At 40.7% G+C, this 23,939-nt stretch carries 25 protein-coding genes and 2 pseudogenes; 21 read left to right on the top strand and 6 right to left on the bottom strand.

The features are described 5' to 3' along the window. Nucleotides 1–152: 152 nt before the first annotated feature. A complete protein-coding gene (locus tag ACR42H_RS15715; RefSeq protein ID WP_113881670.1) occupies nucleotides 153–551 on the bottom strand; it encodes a DUF1259 domain-containing protein in 399 nt (132 codons plus the stop codon). A gap of 277 nt (nucleotides 552–828) precedes the next feature. Here ACR42H_RS15715 and ACR42H_RS15710 point away from each other — a divergent pair, with 277 nt between their 5' ends. The 3 genes from ACR42H_RS15710 (at nucleotide 829) to ACR42H_RS15700 (ending at nucleotide 3,479) form a co-directional block, all read left to right on the top strand. Continuing rightward, nucleotides 829–1,191, top strand: a complete 363-nt coding sequence (locus ACR42H_RS15710; protein WP_436371703.1) for a DUF2294 domain-containing protein — start codon at nucleotides 829–831, stop codon at nucleotides 1,189–1,191. Between the two features lie 126 nt (nucleotides 1,192–1,317). Further along, the gene (locus ACR42H_RS15705; protein WP_436371701.1) at nucleotides 1,318–2,340 is read left to right on the top strand and encodes a Nif3-like dinuclear metal center hexameric protein; all 1,023 of its coding nucleotides are present in this window, start codon (nucleotides 1,318–1,320) and stop codon (nucleotides 2,338–2,340) included. A gap of 17 nt (nucleotides 2,341–2,357) precedes the next feature. Then, a complete protein-coding gene (locus ACR42H_RS15700) occupies nucleotides 2,358–3,479 on the top strand; it encodes a hypothetical protein (RefSeq protein ID WP_436371699.1) in 1,122 nt (373 codons plus the stop codon). A gap of 48 nt (nucleotides 3,480–3,527) precedes the next feature. Here ACR42H_RS15700 and ACR42H_RS15695 read toward each other — a convergent pair whose 3' ends face one another. After that, a complete protein-coding gene (locus ACR42H_RS15695; RefSeq protein WP_436371697.1) occupies nucleotides 3,528–3,992 on the bottom strand; it encodes a hypothetical protein in 465 nt (154 codons plus the stop codon). 1,002 nt (nucleotides 3,993–4,994) lie between these two features. On the opposite strand from ACR42H_RS15695, the pseudogene ACR42H_RS15690 reads away from it, so the two are divergent. The 4 genes and pseudogenes from ACR42H_RS15690 to ACR42H_RS15675 all read left to right on the top strand — a co-directional run. Then, nucleotides 4,995–5,084, top strand: a pseudogene (locus tag ACR42H_RS15690) (YjcZ family sporulation protein); the annotation flags it as partial. Between the two features lie 52 nt (nucleotides 5,085–5,136). Next, complete coding sequence (locus ACR42H_RS15685) at nucleotides 5,137–5,226, top strand: YjcZ family sporulation protein (RefSeq protein ID WP_083390419.1); 90 nt, start codon at nucleotides 5,137–5,139, stop codon at nucleotides 5,224–5,226. A gap of 177 nt (nucleotides 5,227–5,403) precedes the next feature. Then, nucleotides 5,404–5,634, top strand: coding sequence for a hypothetical protein (locus ACR42H_RS15680; protein WP_436371695.1), 231 nt, complete (start codon nucleotides 5,404–5,406; stop codon nucleotides 5,632–5,634). A 321-nt stretch (nucleotides 5,635–5,955) separates the two neighbouring features. Further along, nucleotides 5,956–6,306, top strand: a complete 351-nt coding sequence (locus tag ACR42H_RS15675) for a hypothetical protein (protein WP_436371693.1) — start codon at nucleotides 5,956–5,958, stop codon at nucleotides 6,304–6,306. A gap of 501 nt (nucleotides 6,307–6,807) precedes the next feature. On the opposite strand, the gene ACR42H_RS15670 is transcribed toward ACR42H_RS15675, so the two are convergent. After that, the gene (locus ACR42H_RS15670; protein ID WP_436371691.1) at nucleotides 6,808–7,026 is read right to left on the bottom strand and encodes a GNAT family N-acetyltransferase; all 219 of its coding nucleotides are present in this window, start codon (nucleotides 7,024–7,026) and stop codon (nucleotides 6,808–6,810) included. Between the two features lie 490 nt (nucleotides 7,027–7,516). Between ACR42H_RS15670 and ACR42H_RS15665 the strand changes: the two genes are divergently transcribed. The 3 genes from ACR42H_RS15665 (at nucleotide 7,517) to ACR42H_RS15655 (ending at nucleotide 9,527) form a co-directional block, all read left to right on the top strand. Then, on the top strand, nucleotides 7,517–8,161 hold the full coding sequence (locus tag ACR42H_RS15665; RefSeq protein WP_436371689.1) for a hypothetical protein: 645 nt from the start codon (nucleotides 7,517–7,519) through the stop codon (nucleotides 8,159–8,161). Nucleotides 8,162–8,588: 427 nt separating this feature from the next. Beyond that, nucleotides 8,589–8,807, top strand: a complete 219-nt coding sequence (locus tag ACR42H_RS15660) for a hypothetical protein (RefSeq protein WP_436371687.1) — start codon at nucleotides 8,589–8,591, stop codon at nucleotides 8,805–8,807. Between the two features lie 153 nt (nucleotides 8,808–8,960). Beyond that, a complete protein-coding gene (locus ACR42H_RS15655) occupies nucleotides 8,961–9,527 on the top strand; it encodes a competence protein ComK (protein ID WP_436371685.1) in 567 nt (188 codons plus the stop codon). Nucleotides 9,528–9,616: 89 nt separating this feature from the next. Here the strand turns inward: ACR42H_RS15655 and madM are convergent, their stop codons facing one another. Together madM and madL are read right to left on the bottom strand one after the other, a co-directional pair. Next, entirely contained in the window at nucleotides 9,617–10,381 is a 765-nt protein-coding gene (madM, locus tag ACR42H_RS15650; protein WP_113881679.1) for a malonate transporter subunit MadM, read from the bottom strand. Next, entirely contained in the window at nucleotides 10,362–10,775 is a 414-nt protein-coding gene (madL, locus tag ACR42H_RS15645) for a malonate transporter subunit MadL (protein ID WP_436371683.1), read from the bottom strand. The genes madM and madL overlap by 20 nt, the downstream gene beginning before the upstream one ends. 287 nt (nucleotides 10,776–11,062) lie before the next feature. Between madL and ACR42H_RS15640 the strand changes: the two genes are divergently transcribed. From ACR42H_RS15640 to ACR42H_RS15590, 11 genes are all read left to right on the top strand, one after another. After that, entirely contained in the window at nucleotides 11,063–11,728 is a 666-nt protein-coding gene (locus ACR42H_RS15640) for a GntR family transcriptional regulator (RefSeq protein ID WP_113881681.1), read from the top strand. Next, nucleotides 11,725–12,651 (top strand): malonate decarboxylase subunit epsilon, encoded by a 927-nt coding sequence (gene mdcH, locus ACR42H_RS15635; protein WP_436371681.1) that lies wholly within the window; start codon nucleotides 11,725–11,727, stop codon nucleotides 12,649–12,651. The genes ACR42H_RS15640 and mdcH overlap by 4 nt, the downstream gene beginning before the upstream one ends. A gap of 30 nt (nucleotides 12,652–12,681) precedes the next feature. Further along, complete coding sequence (mdcA, locus tag ACR42H_RS15630) at nucleotides 12,682–14,328, top strand: malonate decarboxylase subunit alpha (protein WP_436371679.1); 1,647 nt, start codon at nucleotides 12,682–12,684, stop codon at nucleotides 14,326–14,328. Nucleotides 14,329–14,347: 19 nt separating this feature from the next. Next, on the top strand, nucleotides 14,348–15,217 hold the full coding sequence (locus tag ACR42H_RS15625; protein ID WP_436376959.1) for a triphosphoribosyl-dephospho-CoA synthase: 870 nt from the start codon (nucleotides 14,348–14,350) through the stop codon (nucleotides 15,215–15,217). An 18-nt stretch (nucleotides 15,218–15,235) separates the two neighbouring features. Next, on the top strand, nucleotides 15,236–15,547 hold the full coding sequence (locus tag ACR42H_RS15620; RefSeq protein ID WP_113881684.1) for a malonate decarboxylase subunit delta: 312 nt from the start codon (nucleotides 15,236–15,238) through the stop codon (nucleotides 15,545–15,547). Next, a complete protein-coding gene (locus ACR42H_RS15615) occupies nucleotides 15,525–17,216 on the top strand; it encodes a biotin-independent malonate decarboxylase subunit beta (protein WP_436371677.1) in 1,692 nt (563 codons plus the stop codon). The genes ACR42H_RS15620 and ACR42H_RS15615 overlap by 23 nt, the downstream gene beginning before the upstream one ends. Beyond that, entirely contained in the window at nucleotides 17,210–17,857 is a 648-nt protein-coding gene (locus ACR42H_RS15610) for a malonate decarboxylase holo-ACP synthase (RefSeq protein WP_436371675.1), read from the top strand. The genes ACR42H_RS15615 and ACR42H_RS15610 overlap by 7 nt, the downstream gene beginning before the upstream one ends. Nucleotides 17,858–18,108: 251 nt before the next feature. After that, entirely contained in the window at nucleotides 18,109–18,660 is a 552-nt protein-coding gene (locus ACR42H_RS15605; protein WP_436371673.1) for a hypothetical protein, read from the top strand. A gap of 231 nt (nucleotides 18,661–18,891) precedes the next feature. Continuing rightward, on the top strand, nucleotides 18,892–19,581 hold the full coding sequence (locus ACR42H_RS15600; RefSeq protein WP_436371671.1) for a hypothetical protein: 690 nt from the start codon (nucleotides 18,892–18,894) through the stop codon (nucleotides 19,579–19,581). Between the two features lie 258 nt (nucleotides 19,582–19,839). Further along, complete coding sequence (gene cyoE, locus ACR42H_RS15595) at nucleotides 19,840–20,757, top strand: heme o synthase (protein ID WP_436371669.1); 918 nt, start codon at nucleotides 19,840–19,842, stop codon at nucleotides 20,755–20,757. A gap of 483 nt (nucleotides 20,758–21,240) precedes the next feature. Next, on the top strand, nucleotides 21,241–21,903 hold the full coding sequence (locus tag ACR42H_RS15590) for a DNA alkylation repair protein (RefSeq protein ID WP_436371667.1): 663 nt from the start codon (nucleotides 21,241–21,243) through the stop codon (nucleotides 21,901–21,903). 433 nt (nucleotides 21,904–22,336) lie between these two features. Here ACR42H_RS15590 and ACR42H_RS15585 read toward each other — a convergent pair. After that, nucleotides 22,337–23,570: pseudogene (locus ACR42H_RS15585) on the bottom strand (IS110 family transposase). Between the last annotated feature and the right edge of the window lie 369 nt (nucleotides 23,571–23,939).

Here is a 23,939-nt window from a genome sequence, read left to right as displayed (position 1 = left end):
AATTCTCAGAGGTTTTACCCTCTTGTAATTATCTCTTGCAATTATCATTCAAATAATATCTTAAAAAGCCTAATTTTTTCACTTTCAGCACCAAGAATTAGGCTTTTTAAAAAGAATTGATTATGCGTGTGGCTAATGGCTCATCTTGAAATCTATCCATACATCTTAATTGCATTAAATGCTTCAGCAGCTTTTTGCGCAAACGATAAAGGAGGTTCAACTGATTGAAAATGAATATAAAGGATATGGGGCTTAGCGAACAGCCAGTGGTTGTGCAGGGCACTGATGCTGACTCCATTTCTGACTAATACTTGTGTGAAAAGAGGAATTTCTTCTTCCAGAAGAACTGTTTCACCAAGGTTAAGTGCAATTCCTTGATGGTCCAAAGACTCAAACGAAAGCTCAGCACCTACTTCCCCTTTGCTGGGCCGTCCCTGAATGGAAACGTCCAGGTTCCGTTTTATTTCCACAGAGCATACTCCATCTTCAAGCTTCATGCTTCCCTTTAATATATGGGCGTATTGATGGCATAATGTTAGGTATCCGTTCACGCTGAATGACCACCTTATCTATCTTTTTATATAGAAGCTATGAATATACTCTTTTTTTTATGACATAAAAGATAATGGGAATCGCTGAAAGATCCTGCTTTACTTCAAGAATCAGGAATGAACAGTTCTGTTTTTAGTATTGATTCTAAATGAGAACTTGAAATATATCATTTAACTGCTAATAGATTTTTAATATAAACACTTTACAGATAGTATTATCTATGATAAATTCTATTTATCTAATGATTCTGAAATTTCAAAAAGATGGTGTGGGTAAATGAGTTGGACTGCTGGCCCATTTAAACAGGAGCTTATTAAGGACTATAATAATATCAACCTTATATTGTTTAACATTGGTGTCAAAAGTCAAAGAATCGACTTTTTGGGGGATAAGATATTAATTTTCGCCTATCATAAGAGAATTCCATCTCTTAAACATTTGGACGAGATTAATCGCTTTGTAACCCGAATGACTGACATTGCCATCATAGATAGTTATAAGGAACATTTAAGGAATGTCCTGGAAGAAAAATATGGGATGAAGGTACTTTCTATTTTAAAGGACTATGATCCCGTTACTGAGCTTTCAGGTACTATTATTACCCTGGATCGGGATACGAGTGCCTATATTTCCAGGTAACTAAATATTGGTGACTGGTCCATTGAACTCTTAAGAGTGCATAAAAACCGTCAGTACAAGCTTTCAGACTAGCGTCTGTTTGTTTTGTGCTGACGGTTTTTTTTATAAAAAAAAGGAGGCAACATTATGAAAACAGTAGAAGATGTATTGATTGCGCTGGATGACCTTACAGGAGGAAGAGTGATTAAATCACTAAATGATATTACAAGTGGTGAGCATCCCTTTGTCATCATGAAGTCTTCCAACCTTCCAGGAAAAGAAATCATAGAAACTCCTGGTCTTGTTTATGGTGAAATGAAAAAAGAAGTAAAAAAAGTAGCCGTTGCTATGACCATGACAGAAGGATGTATTGAACTTGCCGGCGCTACTGGTGTCGATGCCATTGTTGCTCATCACCCGATAGCTGAAGCGGCTAATTCAGGTGGTGTTATTTTGAAAAACTATCTGGATTTATATGATGTTGCTGCATTTGAATTACATGAAGCTTTCCATGGATTGCATCCTGGCATCCCTTTTTTGCACGGCCATCAGGTATACAGGACAGAGGTTTCTTATGGAGGAGTACATGGAAATATTTTATATGTAGGAAAAGCACTCCCGGAGGTGAAAACGCTAGGAGATATTTTAACTCGGCTGGACAATTTTATGGGTCTAAAAGATGAAGATGATCTATTACATACCGAAAAGGAAATACGCAATGCTTCATCTCTGACTGAAACAAGTACAGTGACACGCGGGCGGATTGTCTGTGGAGAAGAAACCAGCACCGTGAACAATATTGTGCACATTTTCCCGCATACGGGATTTTCCCCTGACCATTTGCGTCAAGTCATCCAAGAACACCCTGAAGCTGACACTGTTCTCGCTTCCATTAGCCGGGTTTATGATGGACATCCACTTATTGAAACGGCTAAGGAGTTAGGGCTTAATTTTATTATTGGCAACTGCCATGTGTTAGAAATACTGGAAAATGGTTTACCTTTAGCTTATGCCTTAGATATACTGCTTCCTGATGTAGAAGTCGTTGTTTTCCGGGAACGTGTGACAAGCATGTCCATAAATGAAATGGGCTCTCCGCATTTAAAGAAATATGCAGAAGAAATGGCTACTGGTTATCTATTGAAAAAAACGGCTGTCCATACACTATAAAAAAGGAGTGCAGGTAGATGAGCGAGGTTAAATCTTTAGTACAAAAAGATGTAGAAATAGAAGAGACTAGTGCCCCGATTCCTTTAACTAGAAAATGGACACAAATCGAAGTAGTAGGTCTTGGTTTAGTCATTATCTCACTGTTAGTATTGTTAATCACTCCAGGAACATTAGCCGGGTTATTTACTTCCATTGTCGATCAAGTTTTCCCGGTTATCGTAGAGATATTTTTAACCGGCACAGTAGGCGTTTCCATTATTGTTAGTGTCATTATTGGAAGGTTTCTGGAAAGGTTAGGCTTTACTGATGCGTTAATTCGGATATTTATTCCTGTTACAAAGCTGATGAAAGTGAATTCAGCTGTTATCATTCCAAGTATATATAATATTCTTGGTGATATAAATGCGGCTGGAAAAATTGCCGGACCGATTTTAATCCGTTCGGGAGCAACAAAAGCAGAGCAAAAAATAGCGGTAGCAACCATGGTTCAATCGCAGCAATCCTTTGCTACATTTATGTTAGGCATGGTCGCTTTAACGGCTGTAGGGGCCAATGCTTTTGTAGTCGTTGTGTTAGCTGTATTCATGCCTGTCATTATTGTCCCGTTTCTACTATCTAAAACCATTTACCGGGATACAAGAGCTGTCCAAATAGCAAAACTGCCTCAATTTACTCCCAAAACTGGTTTTTTGCCCACTCTATTTAATGCAGCCAGGGAGGGAGCAGAGCTTTTATTCCTTCTCATTATACCAGCTGCAGCTGTCGTGTTTGCTGTTATTGGTGTTTTGGACTATATCGGAATTTGGGCAAAATTTGAATCCGGCTTGTCAACCGTATTGTTAGCTCTGAATATTCATCCTGAGACAGGCATTCTTTCCATATTGGCCAGCCCGGCTCTGGCCATGGCCCAGTTGTCAGAAGTTGCGGGTACTTTGGATCCGCGTTTGGTGATTGGATCCTTCGTGCTGGCGTCATCTGGTTTGCCTTTGTCTACTATCTTTGGTCAGGTTCCGGTTATATGGGCAGCTAATTCTGACCTTAGTGAAAAGGAGGCCATGGGAGCAGCTGTATTAGGAATCGGTATGCGTATTTTGACAGCCTTTTTAATTGTTTATTTCTTAACGCCGATATTAGTTTAATGCTCGGTGTGTAGATGAAAAAATGGCATTAAGGATTGTTTATAAGTTCTAAATTTTACCCAGTAAAAAAGATAGATCGATAGAATATTGAACTGGAGGGTTCCATTCAATAGATTGGGGATCCAGGTGGAGCTCTGTATTGCTTAAAAGCTGTTTTTCCTCGCTCCATAAGCAAAGAACGGCCGTTTGATGAATGGGTTCCATAATACCTTTATTCGGCGCAAGAAGTTCAATTTTAAGGTCATCCAGAGGAATTTCCGGCCGGCAAATAAGGTAACAAGGCGCTGTTTGTAAAGGTTCATAGTGATTTATTGTATTTTCAGACAGATGGTGAATCCTCCCTGTAGCTGCAATTCTTTTATCAGGGAGAATCAGTCCAGGTTCATGATAGATGTCTCTTCCAATCGATGAAGGGATCTTTTTTTTGTTCCATAGAATGGACATTGAAAAAGTGTGGCCAGGCAAAATCGTCCATGCTCTCTTGGCTATCAGTTCAAATCCGATAAAGGACATGGCTATCCCTCTTTTCTATTACTCCATACTGATGTTTATGCTCTAAAAAGCCAAAATATCTGATATGTTTCCATCAACGTAAAACTTACTATTTAGGAACATAGGTATTATTAACGATCCATTCCGATTTTTTTAAGATGTATATATACCAACTAACTGGTATTCAACATGAGATATTCAATAACAGGGGAAGTTTGCGAAAAGGGCTAGAGTAATATGAAGTAAGGTTCTGGTTTAGGATACGGGGACTGGCGAAGCATTTGAAAAATTATTTATCCGATTCGATTAAAGAGACAGTCTTAAAACACCAATGAAAATTAATCAGACCATCATTTTTTTTAAAAAGTATTTCATGAAAATAAAGTTAAGAAAGCCAAGGGTTATGAAATTTCATCCCATTCTAATTTCTGAAATACTGTATGTTGTCGTAGCTGTCTAAGCAACACTAGATTATTAAGCTGAAAAAATGATAAAAAGGGGCATTCTTCGTTTCAGTCTGAAGTATGGCCATCGGTCCTTGAAAGGCACCAGTTGAGGTATGTAACTCTGCAAACAAGAAAAAAGCGTATCGCCGATATACGCTTTTTTCATCCATGAAAAAGTTTTGTCTTTCTATTGGAGAAGAAAGATGTGATTACTCACGTTACCACTATATGGGTTTTATTCCAGAGTGTATAGGCTAATAGCGGATATTTTACAGAAAAGTTTAGGCTAATGTTTTTCTGAGTTTATTAACTGGTTTGCTTTATTAGGGAGCGTGCATTGCCATTTATACAATTAGTACTTATCTTTCAGTAGTGGCACTGGAAAAATTTATGGGGATTAGCGAAGAATAGACAATTGCGGATATTATGGTCATTTTAGGTGTTTGTCCAGACCTATTTACAAGCTTTTCATATTGTATAGTGAGCTGAAAAATACAGCATTTAAAAATGGAGTTGGAGGTGACATTCTATGTGCTGGGGATTTAATGGCTGCGGATACGGCGGAGCTGGCTATGGCGGCGGATACGGCGGTGGAAACCGCGGGTTTGCTTTAATCGTTGTATTGTTTATTTTGCTGATTATTGTGGGTGCTGCAATTTTGAAATAATTGTTCAGCTACCACATATGAAGTAATTACTCCTTTTAGGAGGTGGAATAGAATGTCTGGAAATAGCAATGCTTTTGCTTTGATTGTTGTGCTTTTTGTTCTTTTGATTATCGTAGGCTGCTCTTGCACAGGAATCTACTAATTGATTGTTTGAAATCTAAATCATTGAAAGGAAGCAGGGTGAATTCATGCTCTGTTTCTTTTTTGTTTTCTTTCAGAAAATACCTAAATTATTAAATGTTTATATAATTCAACAGCCTATACCATATTATGCAAAAAGAATATGATGATATTAATCTCATGGAGGAGGGCGATATCAGTGTCAAAGGAAAAAAAAGAAAAAATCCTGCGTGTCCAAAATTTGGTTATCCATGCCGATAATGTTGAAATTATCCAGGAAAGGGATAGAAAGCATAAAGATCACCATGACCATATCGGACATGAACAACATAAGGAGCATGAACATATAAATTCAAGGAGAGACGTTTGGAGTTCTTTCTGGGGGAGACCTAGAATAAGCGGGAACGATGACAAAAAAGAGAATGAATAATCATGAAGGGGCAGAATTTCTGCACCCTGAATGTATGTTCTTTCCTTCTGATTTTACTGTACATTTAAGTTTTAGATTCTTTTATTTGGAGAAGGTGCCCATAAATGGATTGGGCACCTTCTTAGGAGGTGGTAGCCAGGAACTTGTCCTGGCGGAGCTGGTCTGAAAGGTTGTTCACCCTTCAATTTAATATATGCAGAAGCAACTAGAGTGATTGGACAATAGTATAAAACAAAAAAAATTTACATTTATTTTTTATTTGGCTTTTCAAAAATACCATATTCTGTTCTTACCTTTTAAAGGAGATAGGAGGAAAACTACTTGTCAGAAAAAGATAATCAACAAACAGAACCATTTACTAAACAAATTGATCCCTTTACAAGTCTAATGTTTGGTAAAGGACATGACGATGAATCCTACGGAGATCGTGAAACAAAGCAGAATATAGCAGCAGATAAGACCAGCCACTTTGATAATTGGATATTTGGCCCAAAACCCAAAGAGAAAAACTCAGAGAAAAGCACAGCCCAAAATCAGATAGAGGACTTTTTAAATGAAATAGATTTTATTTTATTAATGGAAACTATCGACAGCATTCGCAACTCATCAAAACAACTAAAGCCATTGGTGAAAAAGCTGATCCCTTATTTAGAAAAATTTAAATCAACATAATATATAACGGAATTTCTTTAACCCGGCTGTAAATAGCTATGATTTGTTTGTAAGGTTAGTCATTAGATTATATCTGTCACACGCTCTCTCAAATGCCAGTATTTAATTTTGTCTAGAGATGCTTTGGGCAATACTTTTTTGCGCTTTTCTAAAAACTTATTTCCATCATCAAAGCATAATCATAAAGACAAGCATGCAATAGATTTAAAGCAAAAAGTCTCTTAGATAAGTTTTCTGCTGAACATAGAAACGATACTCAAAGGGATAGCAGACACGGAAGCCAGAAATGCTAGCAGGATAATGACTTCAAGCTTGTTATCTAACCTTTCGACTGATGTTCTTGATAATATAATTATAGATAAGTGTATGATAATAATGGGAGCCAGGGCGATATAGAATGAAACCGCTGTAAAAATTTTTAGATCTATTCTTCCCAAAATCTTTACCTCTCCCAAAAAATTTTAATTACAAATCTGAACGCTTTCAGTTTGTGTTCTGGGATTAGTTGATTTTAATAGATAATAGCTGTAAATCAAGGCGGGAAATACTCCATGAGTTCTGTACATTGAACGTACTTATTTTTTTATAATAATTAACCGCTTCATCACTCTGCCATACGATGACAAATTCATTTTCATTGTCTTTGACCCATTTATTAATGGTACTTAATAGTTTGCTTCCAATGCCCGCTATTTTTAAATTCCGGAATGGTATAGACATTGGTCATATAGACAAATTAGTGTGTTATTCTGCCAGGGCGGGGCACTTTTTATAGTATCTCCATGTAGATGTGTGAATTAATTTCCCCTTGATCCTCTGCAATCCAAATATACCATTGGCTGCTATTTAGGGTATTCTATAGAAATGTTCGACATTCTATTTCAAATTCGTTATAAGTGGCGTCTTTTTTGGCTCTCATCAAATTCAATGGTATTATCCCATCTCATGTTTATTAACTTATCGATGTCTTTTGCCTCAGCAGGCCTGATATCACTTAGGTGCACCTCGTTTATCATTATTACTTATTTTACATATATTCCCTTTTAATAGGTTCTACTCTACTGCTCTGCTTTTTGAATATTATTTTGTTATTTAACAGAGAAAACAACCGTTCACCCTTCCGATTTTTTGAGAACCCTCCCTGATAAGCTATGAATATACCAACTAACAGGTATTTAACAAGAGAATTTATTAACAGGGGGAAAAAATTATGAGAAACAAGCATTTATTACGCCTAGTGTTGCTGTCATCATTTTTAATGATGGCAGGATGCAGCAGTGAAAAAGCAAAGGAAACAGGGACTGAAGCGGAACAAACGATAAAAGAAGAAGATCAGAACAATGCAGAAGGAAATGAGGCTGTCAAAGTTGATAAAGGTCTTTTAAATGTAGAGGTAACGCTGCCAGCTTCCATGTTCGAAGGGGAAGATATGGATAGCTCCATTGCAGAGGCTGAAAAGGAAGGCATTAAAGTCACCAGGTATGATGATGGCTCTGTCACTTATAAAATGTCTAAGAGTAAGCATAAGGAAATGATGAAGGAGATGGAAACTGAGCTGCAAAAAACCATTGCGGATACAAAGAATGGCGAAGATTATCCATCTGTAAAAGAAGTTTCTCACAACAAGGATTACTCTGAGTTTACCTTAGAGGTGGAAAGAGAAGCTTACGAAAATAGCTTTGATGGTTTTGCTGTGTTTGGACTTGGACTATCCGGAATGTTTTATCAGCTATTCAATGGGGTGGATCCGAAGGAATACGAAGTAAAGATCTTGGTTAAGGATACCGCAACCGGCGAAGTATTCGATGAAATCATTTATCCGGATGCGATGGAAGAGACAGGGGAAGAATCTTAAAATATAAATGAAGTTGGCGTGCCTTTGAAAAGATAAGGTACGCTTTTTTGATATCATAAATCAATAATCCGGACCATCTGCAGGCACATTCCAAACTCAGCTTGCCTCATGAATGATTGTCACAAAATATTCGAAATTAGAAAATAAATTTTCTTTGTTTGCTCCTGATTTTTCAGATAATAGCTAAAAAGAGGGAGGGGGCGAGTTATTTGTGACATAAATCACAAACAGAACACATATTTTAGGCCCTTTAATTTAAAGCATATATTATAATTATTCTTCCCTAACCTGTCAATAGTTTGGAAACAGTGTGAGTAAACAAAATCGATTCAAAGGCAATAACAATATCTTGGTATATTTAAAAAATAATTTACAATAATCAGACAAAATGCCTATAATAGACCTCGGGAAGGAGGTATTACAAATATTGGTGTATATTCCAGGACTATGGGATTATTTCGGTTTGGTGAAAGGTGCCAGCCACTCAGCTGTCCAATGTTATTTTGAAAGCGCTTTTTTATATGGAGAAAGCATAGGAAGTGGCGGAGATTTCAAGGAACTGTTGATTGGGAATTACTTTTACCTGGAGAAAAGCAAAGGAATATTAATTGAGATTTCGTATTGGTTTGAGGATCAAAGGAGGTGAGTCATTTGTAAACCTAATAAAAACCCTCAGGCAGGTCCTGGCAGACGATAGCCTGAGAGTCTCACTGAGATGGAGTATACCAGCTCATAAGTTAGTATACTCCTTAAATATCATTTTTTAAATAGTTAAATTAAAAGGAGGGTTTTGCTAACAATGAAAGCAAAACAAATAGTCAGTTATATTATTGTTCCCGAAACGAAATCGATTAGAGCGGAGTTTAATGATAATGGGGAATGCCACAGTCTCGTTTTGGAAAGTGACTATACGTTTAAGGTAGATATGAAACCTGCTGAGATCATTGATGAAAGCCTCAAGTATTATGGATTTGACTTGAATGGTGCCATCAGCGGTTCGAGAGCCATTCTTGGCCAATGCAAGGCTGTCCCTGTACGAATTCCAGGAGAGATTAACATGTATTGGTTTCCTCATACTTCGCCGGGGCAGGAGGAGTGCGTGTGGTTTGCTCTGCATCATGTTGAAGCTATCCTGGCTGAAGATCATGGCCTTTCAAACGTTTATGTGAGTGGCGGACATTGCTTTAAGCTGAACGCTGCTGAAAAGGATCTTACTTATAAATATGATCGGACAGAGAAGCTGGAATCAAGAATATCCAAACGCACGGTGAACACCTTCAGCTTTATTATGGAACGAACAACGAAAACCTACACAGTTGAAAAAGGGAAGAGGAATTACATTATCACAAGGAAAAAAGATAAGTAGAAGCTGGAGCCTGTTCCGATAAACTGGGGGCAGGCGCCCATTACAGCAGAAAAAAGCGGCACAATGCCGCTTTTACTGATTTAATGTATTTAGCCGAACACAGCTTTTGTCATTAAAAATAAAACAGAAGGTGCCATCAGACAGCCCAGTCCGGTGTAAAAGGTTGCTGTAACCGCTCCATAGGGCACCAGCTTTGGATCGGTAGCAGCCAATCCGCCGGCTACTCCGCTTGTCGTTCCCATAAGTCCTCCGTAAACCATTGCTGTGCGGGGGTTGTTAAGGCCGATATACTTTGCGACAAAAGGTGTTCCGATCATCGTAAGAATGGATTTTACTAAACCTGCTGCGATACTGAGAGTAATGACTTCTGAGCTTGCTCCAATCGCCGTTCCTGTTACGGGCCCAACTATGTACGTTGCAGTACCGGCACCAATTGTTGTAAGGCTGACCGCGTCTGTATATCCAAATGCCAGGGCAATTCCGACTCCGACCACAAAGGAGAGGACAACACCCAAAAAGAGGGAGACAACGCCATTTACACCAGCCTTTTTGATTTCACTGAAGTTGGCGCCGAAGGCAGTTGCCACAATGGCAAAGTCACGGAGCATGCCTCCTCCCATCAATCCGATTCCAGCGAAAATGCCGATATCCGATAGGCCTTTTTCTCCGCCGGTTACCATTCCGCCTATATAGGCGAGCACTAACCCCAGAGCTATGGCAATGGCTGAACCATGTATCCTTCCTTTTGTTAGTTTATCAGAGAGGTAATAAGAAACTAGCATTGTCAGCCCAACGACAGTAAAAGCAACGATAAGACCATTGTCCGTAAGAGCATTACCTAATGTTTCTAACACGCTGATCCCCTCCAGTCATTTCACTTTCAAGCGTTTCGTTTGCGTTGCCGCCCTTGCTTAAAAGAGGTACAATAGCCCAGCTGATGACGACTGCAGCTACTCCCGCTGTGAGGGCAAGAGGTCCTCCGTCCAGAGCTGCAGCCACATTTTGCTGTGCTGACATGGCAATAACGATGGGAATATACATGGCACTCCAGAACGATAGCCCTTCCTGGGTCGGAGCCTTTAATTTATCTTTTTTCTTCAAGTATTCAGCCAGAAGAATTAACATCAGCATGGCGATGCCTACACCGCCTACATTTGCGTCGATTCCAAGAATGTTTCCAAGAAGATCTCCCAAAAATACACCCGTTAATAAGCAAATAGATAACAAAGCAACCCCGTAAATAACCATCTCATCTCTCCTTTAATATTTTTGCTTTGGGCTAAGGAATAGAGAAGCAAAGAATCTAGTATTCTGACTGAACATAGGGGCCGGTAATAAATTTTGAAAAAAAGAAAGCGTTTGCATTTTTTTAAATCTACAGTCGACTGTATTCCTAGAACTCATCATAAAACGAATGAAAAGACGAAGTCAATTAATTTTTAAAATTTTCTCAAAATATTGAATTATCCAAAAGGCAACGTTATAATTAAAATCGACAGTCGACCAAATATTTTTAGACTGAAGGAGACAGTGTCATGAAAGCAGATAAATTTAATCAAAATGCATTATCAAATCATATAGCAGAGCATATCACCGAACAAATCATTAAGGGAGAGCTGGTTCCAGGGGATAAATTGATTGAGCATATTTATGCCGAAGAGTATGGAACAAGCCGTGCACCAGTAAGAGAGGCCATTTACTTGCTTTCGATTGAAGGACTTGTGGAAAGGATACCCCGAAAAGGAGCCGTCGTTAAGGATTATACAGAAAATGAAATTTATGATTTGCTGGAAATTCGCATCATGCTTGAGTCAATGGCTATGGATAGAATCAGCAGAAACGGAATCGATGAGCATGAGCTGAAAAAAATGAAAGAGCTCCTGGACAAGATGAACGATGTTACGGATGTTCATCAGTACACACTGTTGAACCACTCTTTTCATACTGCGCTTGTGGAAATGAGCAAAAGTGAAACGATCAAGACCATGTATTCCCGGCTTGGATGGCCATTGCTGAGAATACAGAGTCTTTCTTTTGCCAGCCAGGGAAATATTGAAAAGTCAGTGCGTGAACATGAACTGTTAATTGGCCTTTTAAAAGATGGGAAATTAGACGAGGCAGCAGAGTTGCTGACAAGGCATAATCAGGATGTAATAGCCAGCATGAAAAGAAAGATGGGCAAGCGGGAGGGTATGCAATGAAGCTTGCATTCGTATTTCCCGGCCAGGGCTCCCAAAAAAATGGCATGCTGCACAGCCTGCCGGACCACCCAGCGGTTCTTGAGGTTCTGCAGGAAGCAAGAGAAGTAATGGGGGAAAATGTCTTTACTCTTGATACTGACAAAGCCTTAAAGTCCACTGTTTCTGTTCAATTGTCTTTGCTTATTGCTTCAGTGGCTGTATCAAAAGCATTTAAAGCAGAAGGGGTGATGCCGGATTTTGCTGCAGGCCATTCAGCCGGAGCCTTTGGAGCTGCCGTTATGTGCGGGGCGGTGGATTTTACCGATGCTTTGGAGATTGTAAAGCTGAGAGGAGAGCTGATGGAGCAGGCTTTTCCATCGGGCTATGGGATGGGGGTGATTACTGGTTTTGATGCCAGGACTGTAAACGAAATCGCTGCAGCCATTTCTTCGGAAGAGTATCCGGTATATCCCTCGAATATTAATGCAGCTGATCAAGTAACCATTTCCGGCTCCATTCCAGGCATCAAAAAGGTTCTTGATCAAGCCGGTCAACGCGGTGCAAGAACAGCCGAGCTTTTGAATGTAAGTGTGCCATCCCATTGTCCTTTGCTGAAATCAGTCGGTGATTCCTTATATGACAAGCTTGCTTCTGTCAATGTCCGTGTCCCGGCTATTCCATATGCCGGCAATCGGACAGCCAGGCTATTAAGAGATTCGGAGCAAATTCGAGAAGACCTCGCTTTTAATGTTTCGCATCCAGTCCGCTGGTATGAAATCAGCTCTTTGCTTTGTGAGTATGGCACAAGGCTTTTGATCGAGATGCCTCCAGGGAATGTCCTGACCACTTTAAATAAAAGAACACTGCCTGGTGCCCGATCTGTCTCTGTGGATGAAAACGGGTTAGATAATTGCCTTTTCCTGGCAAAGAAATTTTGTTCTTAAAAAATATTTTAATAGAAAGGGGATTTTATCATGCAGGCTGCCAAACAGCGATCATGGAATACACGTCTTGAAGCCAAGCAAAAACGATTAGAGAAAATGAAGGGCATCACCAGCAATCGAATTATTCCAACACGCCAAATTGTCGAGGCTCTAGAAACACTGATTATGCCGGGGGATCGGGTGGTGCTTGAAGGAAATAATCAAAAACAGGCATCCTTTCTTTCAGCTGCTCTAGCTCAGGCTGACCCGAAAAAATTATTCGATTTGCACATGATCATGTCCAGCATTTCCCGTCCTGAACACCTGGATGTGTTTGAGTACGGCATTGCCAGCAAGGTGGACTTCTCATATGCTGGCCCGCAAAGTCTCAGGATGGCGCAAATGCTTGAAGATGGGAAGCTGACAATGGGAGAGATTCATACATATGTAGAGTTATATGGAAGGCTCTTCATTGATTTGATTCCTTCAGTGGCTTTAGTGGCTGCGGATAAAGCTGATTCAGAAGGCAACTTATATACAGGTCCTAATACGGAGGAAACACCAACTCTGGTTGAAGCAGCAGGCTTCAGCAGCGGAATTGTCATTGCACAGGTGAATGAACTGACTGACGAATTGCCTCGCGTAGACATTCCCGGCTCCTGGATTGATTTTGTTGTTGTTGCTGACAAGCCCTATCAGCTTGAGCCGCTATTTACACGTGATCCACGCCATATTACAGATATTCAGATTCTGCAGGCCATGATGGTCATAAGGGGAATCTATGAAAAACACGGAGTAAAATCACTGAATCACGGGATAGGCTATAATACTGCCGCGATTGAACTGCTTCTCCCTACCTACGGTGAATCTTTAGGCTTGAAGGGGAAAATTTGCAGGCACTGGGCTTTGAATCCTCATCCTACTCTCATCCCGGCCATTGAAAGCGGATGGGTAGAGAGTGTGCATTGTTTTGGCGGAGAAGTCGGAATGGAAAAATACGTCGCTGCCCGGCGTGATGTGTTTTTTACCGGCCATGATGGAAGCTTGCGCTCAAACCGGACCCTTTGCCAGCTTGCAGGACAATATGCAGTTGATCTATTTGTGGGCTCCAGCCTGCAGATTGACGAAGCAGGGAATTCTTCAACCGTAACGAGGGGGCGCCTTGCCGGTTTCGGGGGAGCGCCGAATATGGGACATGATCCGGGAGGGAGGCGCCATTCCTCTCAAGCTTGGCTTGACATGATGACGGACACGGACCCGCTTGCGCGCGGAAGAAAATTGGTTGTTCAGGTAGCTGAAACCTTCCAAAACGGAAATAAACCTGTATTTGTTGAATCGCTGGATGCTGTAGGCGCTAAAGCAGATATTGGTCTTGAAACAGCACCTGTCATGATTTATGGGCAGGATGTGACACATATAGTCACCGAGGAGGGCATTGCCTATCTATATAAAACGGACAGCATGGAAGAGCGGAGGCAGGCCATCGCAGCCATTGCCGGTGTGACTCCAATTGGCCTGAAGCATGATGTAAGGGCGACGGAAAAATTAAGAAGAGAAGGATTAATCGCTCTGCCGGAGGATCTCGGAATTAGAAGGACCGATGCAAAGCGATCCCTGCTGGCTGCCAAAAATGTTGAGGAGCTTGTGGAATGGTCGGATGGGTTATATGAACCGCCTGCCAAATTTAGAAGCTGGTAAAGGGGGCTAAATGGAAACAATGAAAGACGTAGAATCTTACAGCCTATATCTTGGGAAGCTGGCAGTACAATCACTCATTGAAGAGGCAGAGCTGACGCCAAAACCAGGACTGGTCGATAAGAAAAGCTCCGGCTCGCATAGGGATATGTCTTTAAACACAATGATACGGTCAGCTTATGCACTTGAAGATACTTTCAGGGAAATAGCTGAAATAAGCTTTAACAGGACTCCTTCTCGGGAGCTGCGCGAAGAGATTGCGATGATTGGCAGGCGGGGTGAACAGGAAATGTTCCAGTCTACAGGTGGCGTAAATACCCATAAGGGAGCGATATGGGCATTAGGCCTGCTCGTTTCAAGTGCTGCAATGGACCTGGGAAAAAGCCCAGGCAAAGTGGTAGCGGTTCAGGCAGGGAAGCTTGCCCGTTATGAAGATCGAAACATGCCTGCTGATAAAACAAATGGCAGCCGGGTGAAAGCAAGATTTGGAGTGGGCGGAGCAAGGGGAGAGGCCGAGCAAGGCTTTCCCCATATCAGACAGATAGCGCTGCCAGCTTTAGCTGAATCAAGAGGAAGAGGTCTGAAGGAGGATTTTTGCAGGCTAAATGTACTTATCGCACTGATGGCAGAGCTAAATGATACATGTATTTTGCATAGGGGAGGTGCGGAAGCCCTCGAAATTACTAAGTCTGATGCAAAGGAAATAGTAATGGCAGGAGGAGTTTCTGCCGACAAAGGATGGCAGTTATTAGAACAATTGGATCAATTGTTATGCAGCATGAATGTATCACCGGGCGGAAGCGCTGATTTGCTTGCGGCTGCCATTTTCCTGGATTATCTGGATCAGAATGTGCAAAGCGAGTTTAAGAGATTAGAGGCCTTACAAATTTAGCAGAAGGAGAGCTGCCGAATGGAAAAATTAAACTTTCGCTTTCCTGCAACTCAAATGCTTGAATCAAATGCCCATGTGGGAGTTGTAGGATCAGGCGACCTGGAGATTTTAATGGAGCCATCCGACCAAGGGTATGCAGATGTAACAGTCCGTACAGGTACCACGGGCTTTAATCAAATATGGGAAAAGGTATTAGAACGATTTTTCAGCCAGCATGCTATTTCAGCAAACATTAAAATCAATGATTTTGGGGCAACCCCGGGCGTTGTATCATTGAGGCTTTCACAGGCATTGGAGGTGGGCAAAAATGCTGGATACATTAAAAAATAGCTTTGTAGAGTGCGGAGGCAGAGAGCGTGCAAGAGTGCTTATGGATGAAGGCACATTCAGGGAGCTGTTAGGACCATTTGAAGGCCTTGAATCCCCACACCTGGAACCGCAGGGCATTGTTCCCCAAAGTGATGATGGGGTTGTGATTGCTAAAGGAACGATCGAAGGAAGGCCGGCAGTCGTCATCTCCATAGAAGGCAGCTTTCAGGGAGGCGGTATTGGAGAAGTTTCCGGTTCGAAGATAGCTGGTGCTTTAGAGATGGCACTTGATGAAAATAAGTCAGGCCATATCATCATTCCCATTTTCATCTTTGATACAGGGGGTGTCAGACTCCAGGAAGCCAACTATGGCCTCTTATCCATTGCCGAAATAGGCGCAGCGATCGTGGCTTTAAGGAAATACGTGCCTGTTATAGGAGTCATTCCCGGGAAAATTGGCGCTTTTGGCGGGATGTCCATTAATGCAGGCTTATGCAGTACGTTAATCATTACCCGTGAAGGACGGCTTGGATTAAATGGGCCAGAGGTAATCGAGCAGGAAGCGGGGATACAGGAGTTTGATTCAACTGACCGTAAGCGTATATGGAACACGATTGGAGGCAGACAAAGGGTGGCTGCCGGTTTCGCCGATATTGAGGCTGAGGATGACATCGCCTCTTTCAGAAAGGCCATATTGTCTGCCATCCTGCAGGGACCTGTGGAAAAGCCAAGAAGCTCACAGGTTGAAAGATATCTTGCTTTTCTTGGCTCTATAAATACTTCAGCCGTGCTCACTCCTCAGAAAGTACAAGATTTGTGGGCAGAAACTGACTATTATTATTCAGAAGAGTACGATAGCGCTAATAAAAATAATGTTGTAAAAATCAAAAGCAGGGGGCATAGATGGTTTAACCTTTTGTCAGCCGGCAGCAAAAATATCAGTGCAGTTCCTTCGGTTTTATGCTCCGATTCAAATATCGGCAATGAATCTGTTCGTTTCCTGGCAGTTGTCCCCGATCAATCAAGCCGGTTCCCTCGAGCCCGTTCTGGTGAATTTGGCCTGGAGCAGGGATGGATGATCGCCAAGCATGTTCGTGATGCGATCGAAGAAGATAAATATAAGGAAGATAAACGCGCAATTGTAGCGGTCGTTGATGTTCCTAGCCAGGCTTATGGGTACCGTGAAGAGCTTTTGGGAATCCATCAGGCATGTGCTGCAGCCGCAGATGCCTATGCAACAGCTAGATTGGCAGGCCATCCGGTCATTGCTTTTATTCCAGGAAAGGCTATTTCAGGGGCTTTTTTATCCCATGGATTGCAGGCGAACCGATTAATTGCCTTGGATGATGAAGGCGTCAATGTCCATGTGATGTCCAAAAAATCAGCTGCAAGAATCACGCAGAGAACTATTGAAGAACTTGAAGAAGCTGCAAAAAAAGTGCCGTCAATGGCTTATGATATCCGGTCATTTGAAAAATTGGGTGCGCTCCATGAACTGATTTCCGATCTAAATGCCGATGCTCCAGGGGAAACTGACCGTGACGTCATCTTTAACAGCATCCAGGCAGCAATCAAAGATATCCAAAATAGCCCGAGTGATTTGAGCAGCAGGCTGTCCTCAGATTTTGCCAAAGAAGAAGGAAGATCCGCTTCCATTTTAGTCAGAAAGATGCTGGCGGACCAATGGTAATCGAGCCGCATGACTTATTGAAGATTGACGCAAAACATCTCATAAGCCATTCACCAATTCCGGACTGGGCAATTCAAGCACTGAACATAGCACCCTATGTGGTTGTCCGGAGGGCACATGCTCCGAAAGGGCAGATCTCCGTAGGGATTAGGGGGAAGGCAAGGAATGAAAGATTCGGTGCATTTCTGCCAGCTGATTCGTTCATTTGCCAAATCAAGCCTGAGGATTTAACTGAAAGCACTCTTTTTGAAAATAAGCCATCACCTGTATTCTTATCTCTTAAATTAGCAAGTGAGATATTGGTGAAACATAAGCTGGTATGGGGGCCAGGAGGGAGTGCCGGATTTGAATTGGCCACCGGAATTGTATCTGTAACAGCGGAGAGCGATCTTGATATTGTACTCCGTGCCCCGAAGCCAATCCCTATTCATATAGCAGCAGAGATCATCCATGCAATGAAGAGCTGCCCTGCAAGAGTCGATATACAGGCTGAAACGCCAGCAGGTTCGTTTTCTTTATTGGAGTATGCCAATGGTTCAGCCACAATGCTGGTAAAAACGAAATTTGGACCAATACTCTGTGAAAACCCTTGGAAAAGTGAAATGAATAAATCAATGGAACTGTTGAAAAACCCTTCTTAGTAAATTAAGAGGGGTTTTTTGAGCTTTAGCAGTCTTTCAATCTCTTTAACTGCCGGATGGAAGTCCCAATTTTACAGTTTTAAAAGGATGTGAGAAAAAGTGTCGAATTAAAGAAAAGTAAAAATTTAACATTGTAAGGGGTTTAAACAGATTATGAAAAGAAATTGGCTGATTATTTTCGCTATTCTCATCACTCTTTTTATTGCAGACAGATTTATAAGGCCAGGAATGGAATCTGCAGGAGTGGAAAGGTGAAGGAAGAAACCAAGATTAACAGGGAAGAGCTTAAGGTTGAAGATTACGAGAAGATATATTTAAGGGCAATTAAGAAAGCGGAGAGTTATGACATAAAAGACAGGGAAGTTTTAAGATGGATAGTAAAAGGAATAGCAAGCAGGGAATTGGATCATAAGCCGGAATTAACGAAAAAGGCACTGATCAGGAATGCCAGGGAAAAAATTCAACTGGAAAATGCCAATATCCAATATGCGGAAGTAAAATATGACATTAGAGCGACTGAACAAGAGATGGAAGCATTGGCGCATGAACAATTAAGACACCTCTTGTCAGATATTTCTTTAGATGGATATCTCAGAGCATTTGCAAAGACTTATAATTTAAGTCCAAAGGAAGTGCTGCTGGAGATCGAAAAAAGTTCCCTTATGGTAATGGTTACGAACGAAAAGCTGTACCCAAAATTAGCGGAAGCATATAATTCGGATGACCGTGCAGAAGTAAGCAGAAAATATGGAAGTGAAGTAAAAAGCTTTATGGCGGGTGTAGATCCGGAGATTGATGCATAGTTTTGGATAATTCTGCCCATAGGGAACCTCACCATCCAATTAAAATTATGAATACTATCCTTTACTGCTTCCATCTAAATAATACTCCCCAAAGTAAGCACCTGACCTACAAGTACCGTACAGGACAAAAAGGGCAGGTGTTTTAGTTTTCCTGATCCACCCAGCTGAAAATTTAATAGGCTTGCAATTTATACCATTTTCACAGTCTCAGCGACTAGAACTAATCTGCTGGTGAATTCTGCAGATGACCGAATTGAACCGCAAGCCGGCTGGAGCATTTCGGCTGAAAATCCGGAAGATATTATTCATGGCTTCTCTCAATTAAAGATAAAGAAAGAATACAAGTTAAGAGGATATCAATATTTCAGCGGAGGAAACGGCAATGGAATTGTGTGGGCGATTCCAGCTTCAGAGGAACTTCTTCATCCTGACATCTGTGACCGTTTAGATGAAATGTTTCTTAGCCCGCCCAAGCCTGAAATTGCCCTGGATGATTTTATGGGTGCGATTGATGGTGACAAATCTCCATTATCTTATCTGCAGGCGGCGATTGCATGGCATGAGCTTCATGAATTTGGGGCTATGTGGCATGGCTGTTCATGGGGGCAGGATCGGATATTGCCGTTTACGGATGATTACAAAGAAGAAATGCTTTCTGAAATCGACGATCCAGATGAAGATTCAAGCATAGCAGATTACTTGAATTTCATTCACCCATGGGATGAACTCAAAGAAATTCCCGATATCCTGAATCCTCATTTCTTCTATCAAAATGGAAAACCGACAGTCGTTTTCTATACGATCAACGATATTGGCTATTATAAATTAAGCAGGTACACCCATACCTTTGAAAAAGAAACTTATATTCAGAAAGTAGAACGTGAAGAAATTGGAGCAGGAGACGGCGGTATTATTTTTTAGAGTCCTTATCCAGTAAAGTGATACAAAGCTGTCACGATTATAAGCCCCTTTTCAATGTGAACAATGGTAGAATGGACAAAGAGAACTATGCACCTGAGCAAGGTTCTCTTTTCAATTTGACATTTGCATTTCAGCATAGTGATTTTTCAGAAATCATTAAGTGGCAACACCTGTTATAATAAGTGTATACTGTTTATCTAATTAGTATTTTTTTAGATAGAGAAGAGAGATAATCAATAAAAGGGGAATAGATCGATCATGAAAGAGGAAGCAACCCTGAAAATGCAGGGACGGCCTTTATCAAAGATCCTCGCACTGACAGTCAAGACAGGGATTATAAAATCAAACCTGATCCCGATGTTTGCAGGATTAACATTGGCCTTATATACCTATGACTTCGGCCTTTTGGAGAAGCTGCCTGAAATTTTACTGGCCTTTATTGGCTCAAGCCTGGTAATGGGGGCAGCCGGGGCTTTTAATAACTTATATGACCGTGACATCGACTCGATTATGAAGCGGACTCAAAGCAGACCAACTGTTACAGGGGAAATTAAGCCACAGCAGGTTTTATGGCTTGGTTCCCTCATGTCTGTTTTTGGAATCCTCGCTCTTGCCTTCACGACTCCTTTGGCGGGCTTCCTTGGGTTTTTGGGGCTGTTTTTTTATGTGGTTCCTTATACGATGTGGAGCAAGAGAAGAACCATTTACAATACGGAAATCGGAAGCATTTCCGGTGCGATGCCGCCGCTCATTGGCTGGGCTGCCATCCATCCAGATATCACGCATCCTGCGATCCTTGGTTTGTTTATCATCACGGTCATTTGGCAAATGCCGCACTTCTATGCGATTGCCATTCGGAAGCATGATGAATATAAAGCGGCAAACGTTCCGATGCTGCCCGTAGTAAAAGGGGTCAGAAGAACGTATATCCAGACGAATATTTATTTGATCGTTTTGATCGGGATCAGTTTTCTGTTAGGCTCCTTAAGCCTTGGCCTTATGCTTGTTGCCCTGCTGTTGGGGATTATTTGGCTGGGCATAAGTGTATATGGCTATAAGCGTATGGATCCGGAGAAATGGGCGAAATCCCTGTTTATTTTTTCGCTTGTTCACATGACAGTCCTGTTTTCGACGGTTATTATATACTCGATTATGGGGATTATATTTGATTTGTAAAAAGGAAATCATCAAGCCTCCAGATGTAATAAAATTTAAATTGTAGTTAAGTTATCTAAAAAATTTGATACAGCATTCCGTTTCAGGGTGCTTTATTGATAAATGGCATAAAAAATGACGTGTGAATGGCACACGTCATTTTCCTTATTTATTAAGGTTTTTAAGTCTCCTTCATCGTTTTTGACATAGTAATTGACATTATATTTTATATTGGACAATAAGTAATGTACGATTAAAATGTAGTGCCAAAATAGTGTCAATTTCAATGCCACTTGGGCTGCCGGCATTATCTTTTTTTTCTTATTCAACTAACGGGGCTGCTTAGTTGAACAATATAGGTGGAGAAAGCTTTAATACGATATATTCTACATTATTAAAAAAGGTAAACTTTACTGCAATAAGACTTATAACGAAATTAAGTTCTTGATATATCCCGTCAAGGACATATTATGAAACAGTGCTCTTATAAAGGAGTTGTATAAAATGGATGAAAAAAAAGGCACAAAAATAAAACGCTCTTCAAAAGCAGAAAACATTCTAACTCAGATCAATAGTAAAACTAAGCTAGGCGACTTACGAAAAATCGCGAAGGACATTAAAAAAGATCATGAACTAGCTATGGAATTTTGGTCAACCGAAGAGTTTTTGCCCAGACTATTAGCAATCTTAATTATGGACAAAAAACTTCTTTCACAAGATGTGCTAAATAAGCTTGATAAGGATATGCAGACTCACACTTTTGATGAGCGAAATAACTTAATGGATTGGTTGATGGCTAATCAGCTCACCAAAGACAAGAAGAAAATTGCATTGATGGAGTCATGGGAAAATAGTCCTTCTGCTCTTCAAAGGCGAGCTTTCTGGTATTATCAAGGGCGATTGAGATGGACTGGACAAACACCGCCTGATAACACCACAGACCTGCTATCTGCATTAGAAGCTAATATTATGCAGGAAGAACCGGAAGTTCAATGGGCTATGAATTTCACCGCAGGCTGGATAGGCGTTTATGATGAAAAGAATCGTGCACGTTGTATTAAACTTGGTGAGAAAACGGGTCTTTACAAAGATGAAATAGTAGCAAAAGGATGTACTCCCAGCTATTTGCCGGAGTTCATTACGATTGAAGTTAACAAACGGACATAAAAATTAGTTACCTCTGAAAAATTTATTAGGGTTTAATTCAAATAAAGGAATTCAAAGCCTGAATATGAAAATTGTAATAGTCTTGGACCGAAAAATAAAGAGAACATCGCGTTAATAGCAGCTAGTCAGTGACCTATGCAAGGAAGATGTAAAGGATTAACTTACTATCTCTTTTTGATCTGTAGGGCGCTTATCTTTAAGAAGATCAACTTTCCAGCTGCACAGTACAAGGATACTGTTCAGTAGGAAATAAAAAAGGACGATAGCCATAAAATTGGTAATGGTCCTTCTTCAACTAAACCAGCTAATAGTTTGTCAACATTTTTCAATGAAATTGAATTTTATATTATGGTATGCTAAAAATAAGCATGTCAAATAACCTTCCTAACCTGGATGTTTGGAAGGTTTTGCTTTTATTAGTCCATTTGGGTAACTAAGCTAGATCTTGGAAAGTCGTTCTGCTTTCAAAAGGGCATAAATCCATTGTAAAAGCTTATTGGCACAGGCTATTATTGCTACTTTAAAGGGTTTTCCTTCTTCCCTTTTTTTTCATAGAATTCTCTCAACCTTTTATTGCGAGGGATTAGTTCCTCCGTCGTTTTGCTTTTCCTGGAATCCCGAATAGCACACCTAACGGCCATATACAGTGTATGCCTAAGTCGGCTTGAACCTCTTTTGGTAATCCTGTTTACGGTTCCTCTGAATTTACCTGATTCAAAGATACTCGGGTCAATACCAGCAAATGCGACAAGCTTTTTAGGGTGATCAAACCGTTCAATCTCGCCAATTTCGGAAATGATCGTTGCAGCGATCTTTTCCCCTATCCCAGGGATTGATTGGATGATTTTATATTCTTCAATATCTTTTGCCAAGGCATCTATCTCTTCTTCAAATTTGGATAGATGCTTTCGGTATTCCAGAAGCATTTTTATATACATTTCCACGCTTAAAATGTGGCTTTGGTAGAGATTTTCCCTAAAGGGATTTTGCCTTGCGGCAGCTAAAAGGGCTATTGCTTTTGTCTTAGCCCACTTGATGGAGCGCCTTGGACATAACTTTTTTATTGTGTTAGTAACTGTCTCTTCGCCTGCTTCTAAGATACTTTGAGATGTTGGAAATTCAAGTAAGGTGAGTAGAGAGACAACAAAATATAAGTCCCCAAAAACTCCTCTATATACTGGAAACACCTGATCCAAGACGGCTTGGAATTGCAGTTTTGTTTGCACATAAATCCCCGTAATATTTTCGTGCTGTCTAGTCAGGTTTCGAAGTTCAAGAGCTGGATACTGCGTTTTTTATAAGGCTCCAAATCCTCTTTGTAATACATCTCGCAGAGATGATTGGCATCAATTATATCTGTCTTTACCTTTCTTAAACTTGAACTCTTTGCCCGATATGAGACTAAAGGGTTAACAATAATGATCAAGTATCCTTTTTCCTCAAAATAATGGACTACCGGAGTATGATAGTGACCGGTTGACTCCATGACTAATGGAGGATTTTATCCCAGTTATTCTCTCAACATCTGAGAGAAAGGAATGCAGTTTTTCCAGACCTTCAAGAGTGTGTTCAACTTTAAAGCTTTTTTGATAAGGTTTTTTCTTATCCAGGAAAGCTTGTATCTGGCTTTCACCTTTGGCTACATCCAGTCCAACCACTGGATTCATTGGCTTCTCCTCCTAAATCATATTTGCCGGTACCCCTAATCCTTCTTGCAGTATCATAGCTTCGCTTGTTATACGAGATCAACGTCCCAACCAGCCTCAATCATGTTTCTACAAGTAGGGGGCGAACGGTTTAGTTGACGGGATAAAGTCCCACGGGTGCTTACGTTCTACCCCGGCTACGGTTATCATATATCGATATAAAAAATGGTCAATCAGAAATATTTTCATTTCTAGTTGACCTTATAATACGAACGGGTGCTTTTCTTAAATAAAAATTGTTTATTCATTTCCATAAGTCTATTAAAATGCCAAAAATCCCTGCTTTTTGATTGATATCAGGGATTTTTTCTATGTTTAATCATTATGGTT

This window comes from Cytobacillus sp. BC1816, from assembly GCF_051353635.1.
Classification (GTDB): Bacteria; Bacillota; Bacilli; order Bacillales; family Cytobacillaceae; genus Cytobacillus; species Cytobacillus oceanisediminis_C.
Note: the sequence above shows the minus strand (reverse complement) of the source record. Positions and strands in the feature narration are given on the sequence as shown.

Bases quoted from the DNA above. Each gene is read 5' to 3' on its own strand.
- ACR42H_RS15710 (WP_436371703.1), top strand. From the start codon at position 829: ATGAGTTGGACTGCTGGCCCATTTAAACAGGAGCTTATTAAGGACTAT.
- ACR42H_RS15705 (WP_436371701.1), top strand. From the start codon at position 1,318: ATGAAAACAGTAGAAGATGTATTGATTGCGCTGGATGACCTTACAGGA.
- ACR42H_RS15700 (WP_436371699.1), top strand. From the start codon at position 2,358: ATGAGCGAGGTTAAATCTTTAGTACAAAAAGATGTAGAAATAGAAGAG.
- ACR42H_RS15695 (WP_436371697.1), bottom strand. From the start codon at position 3,992: ATGTCCTTTATCGGATTTGAACTGATAGCCAAGAGAGCATGGACGATT.
- ACR42H_RS15685 (WP_083390419.1), top strand. From the start codon at position 5,137: ATGTCTGGAAATAGCAATGCTTTTGCTTTGATTGTTGTGCTTTTTGTT.
- ACR42H_RS15670 (WP_436371691.1), bottom strand. From the start codon at position 7,026: ATGTCTATACCATTCCGGAATTTAAAAATAGCGGGCATTGGAAGCAAA.
- ACR42H_RS15665 (WP_436371689.1), top strand. From the start codon at position 7,517: ATGAGAAACAAGCATTTATTACGCCTAGTGTTGCTGTCATCATTTTTA.
- ACR42H_RS15655 (WP_436371685.1), top strand. From the start codon at position 8,961: ATGAAAGCAAAACAAATAGTCAGTTATATTATTGTTCCCGAAACGAAA.
- madL (WP_436371683.1), bottom strand. From the start codon at position 10,775: ATGGTTATTTACGGGGTTGCTTTGTTATCTATTTGCTTATTAACGGGT.
- ACR42H_RS15640 (WP_113881681.1), top strand. From the start codon at position 11,063: ATGAAAGCAGATAAATTTAATCAAAATGCATTATCAAATCATATAGCA.
- mdcH (WP_436371681.1), top strand. From the start codon at position 11,725: ATGAAGCTTGCATTCGTATTTCCCGGCCAGGGCTCCCAAAAAAATGGC.
- mdcA (WP_436371679.1), top strand. From the start codon at position 12,682: ATGCAGGCTGCCAAACAGCGATCATGGAATACACGTCTTGAAGCCAAG.
- ACR42H_RS15625 (WP_436376959.1), top strand. From the start codon at position 14,348: ATGAAAGACGTAGAATCTTACAGCCTATATCTTGGGAAGCTGGCAGTA.
- ACR42H_RS15620 (WP_113881684.1), top strand. From the start codon at position 15,236: ATGGAAAAATTAAACTTTCGCTTTCCTGCAACTCAAATGCTTGAATCA.
- ACR42H_RS15615 (WP_436371677.1), top strand. From the start codon at position 15,525: ATGCTGGATACATTAAAAAATAGCTTTGTAGAGTGCGGAGGCAGAGAG.
- ACR42H_RS15610 (WP_436371675.1), top strand. From the start codon at position 17,210: ATGGTAATCGAGCCGCATGACTTATTGAAGATTGACGCAAAACATCTC.
- cyoE (WP_436371669.1), top strand. From the start codon at position 19,840: ATGAAAGAGGAAGCAACCCTGAAAATGCAGGGACGGCCTTTATCAAAG.
- ACR42H_RS15590 (WP_436371667.1), top strand. From the start codon at position 21,241: ATGGATGAAAAAAAAGGCACAAAAATAAAACGCTCTTCAAAAGCAGAA.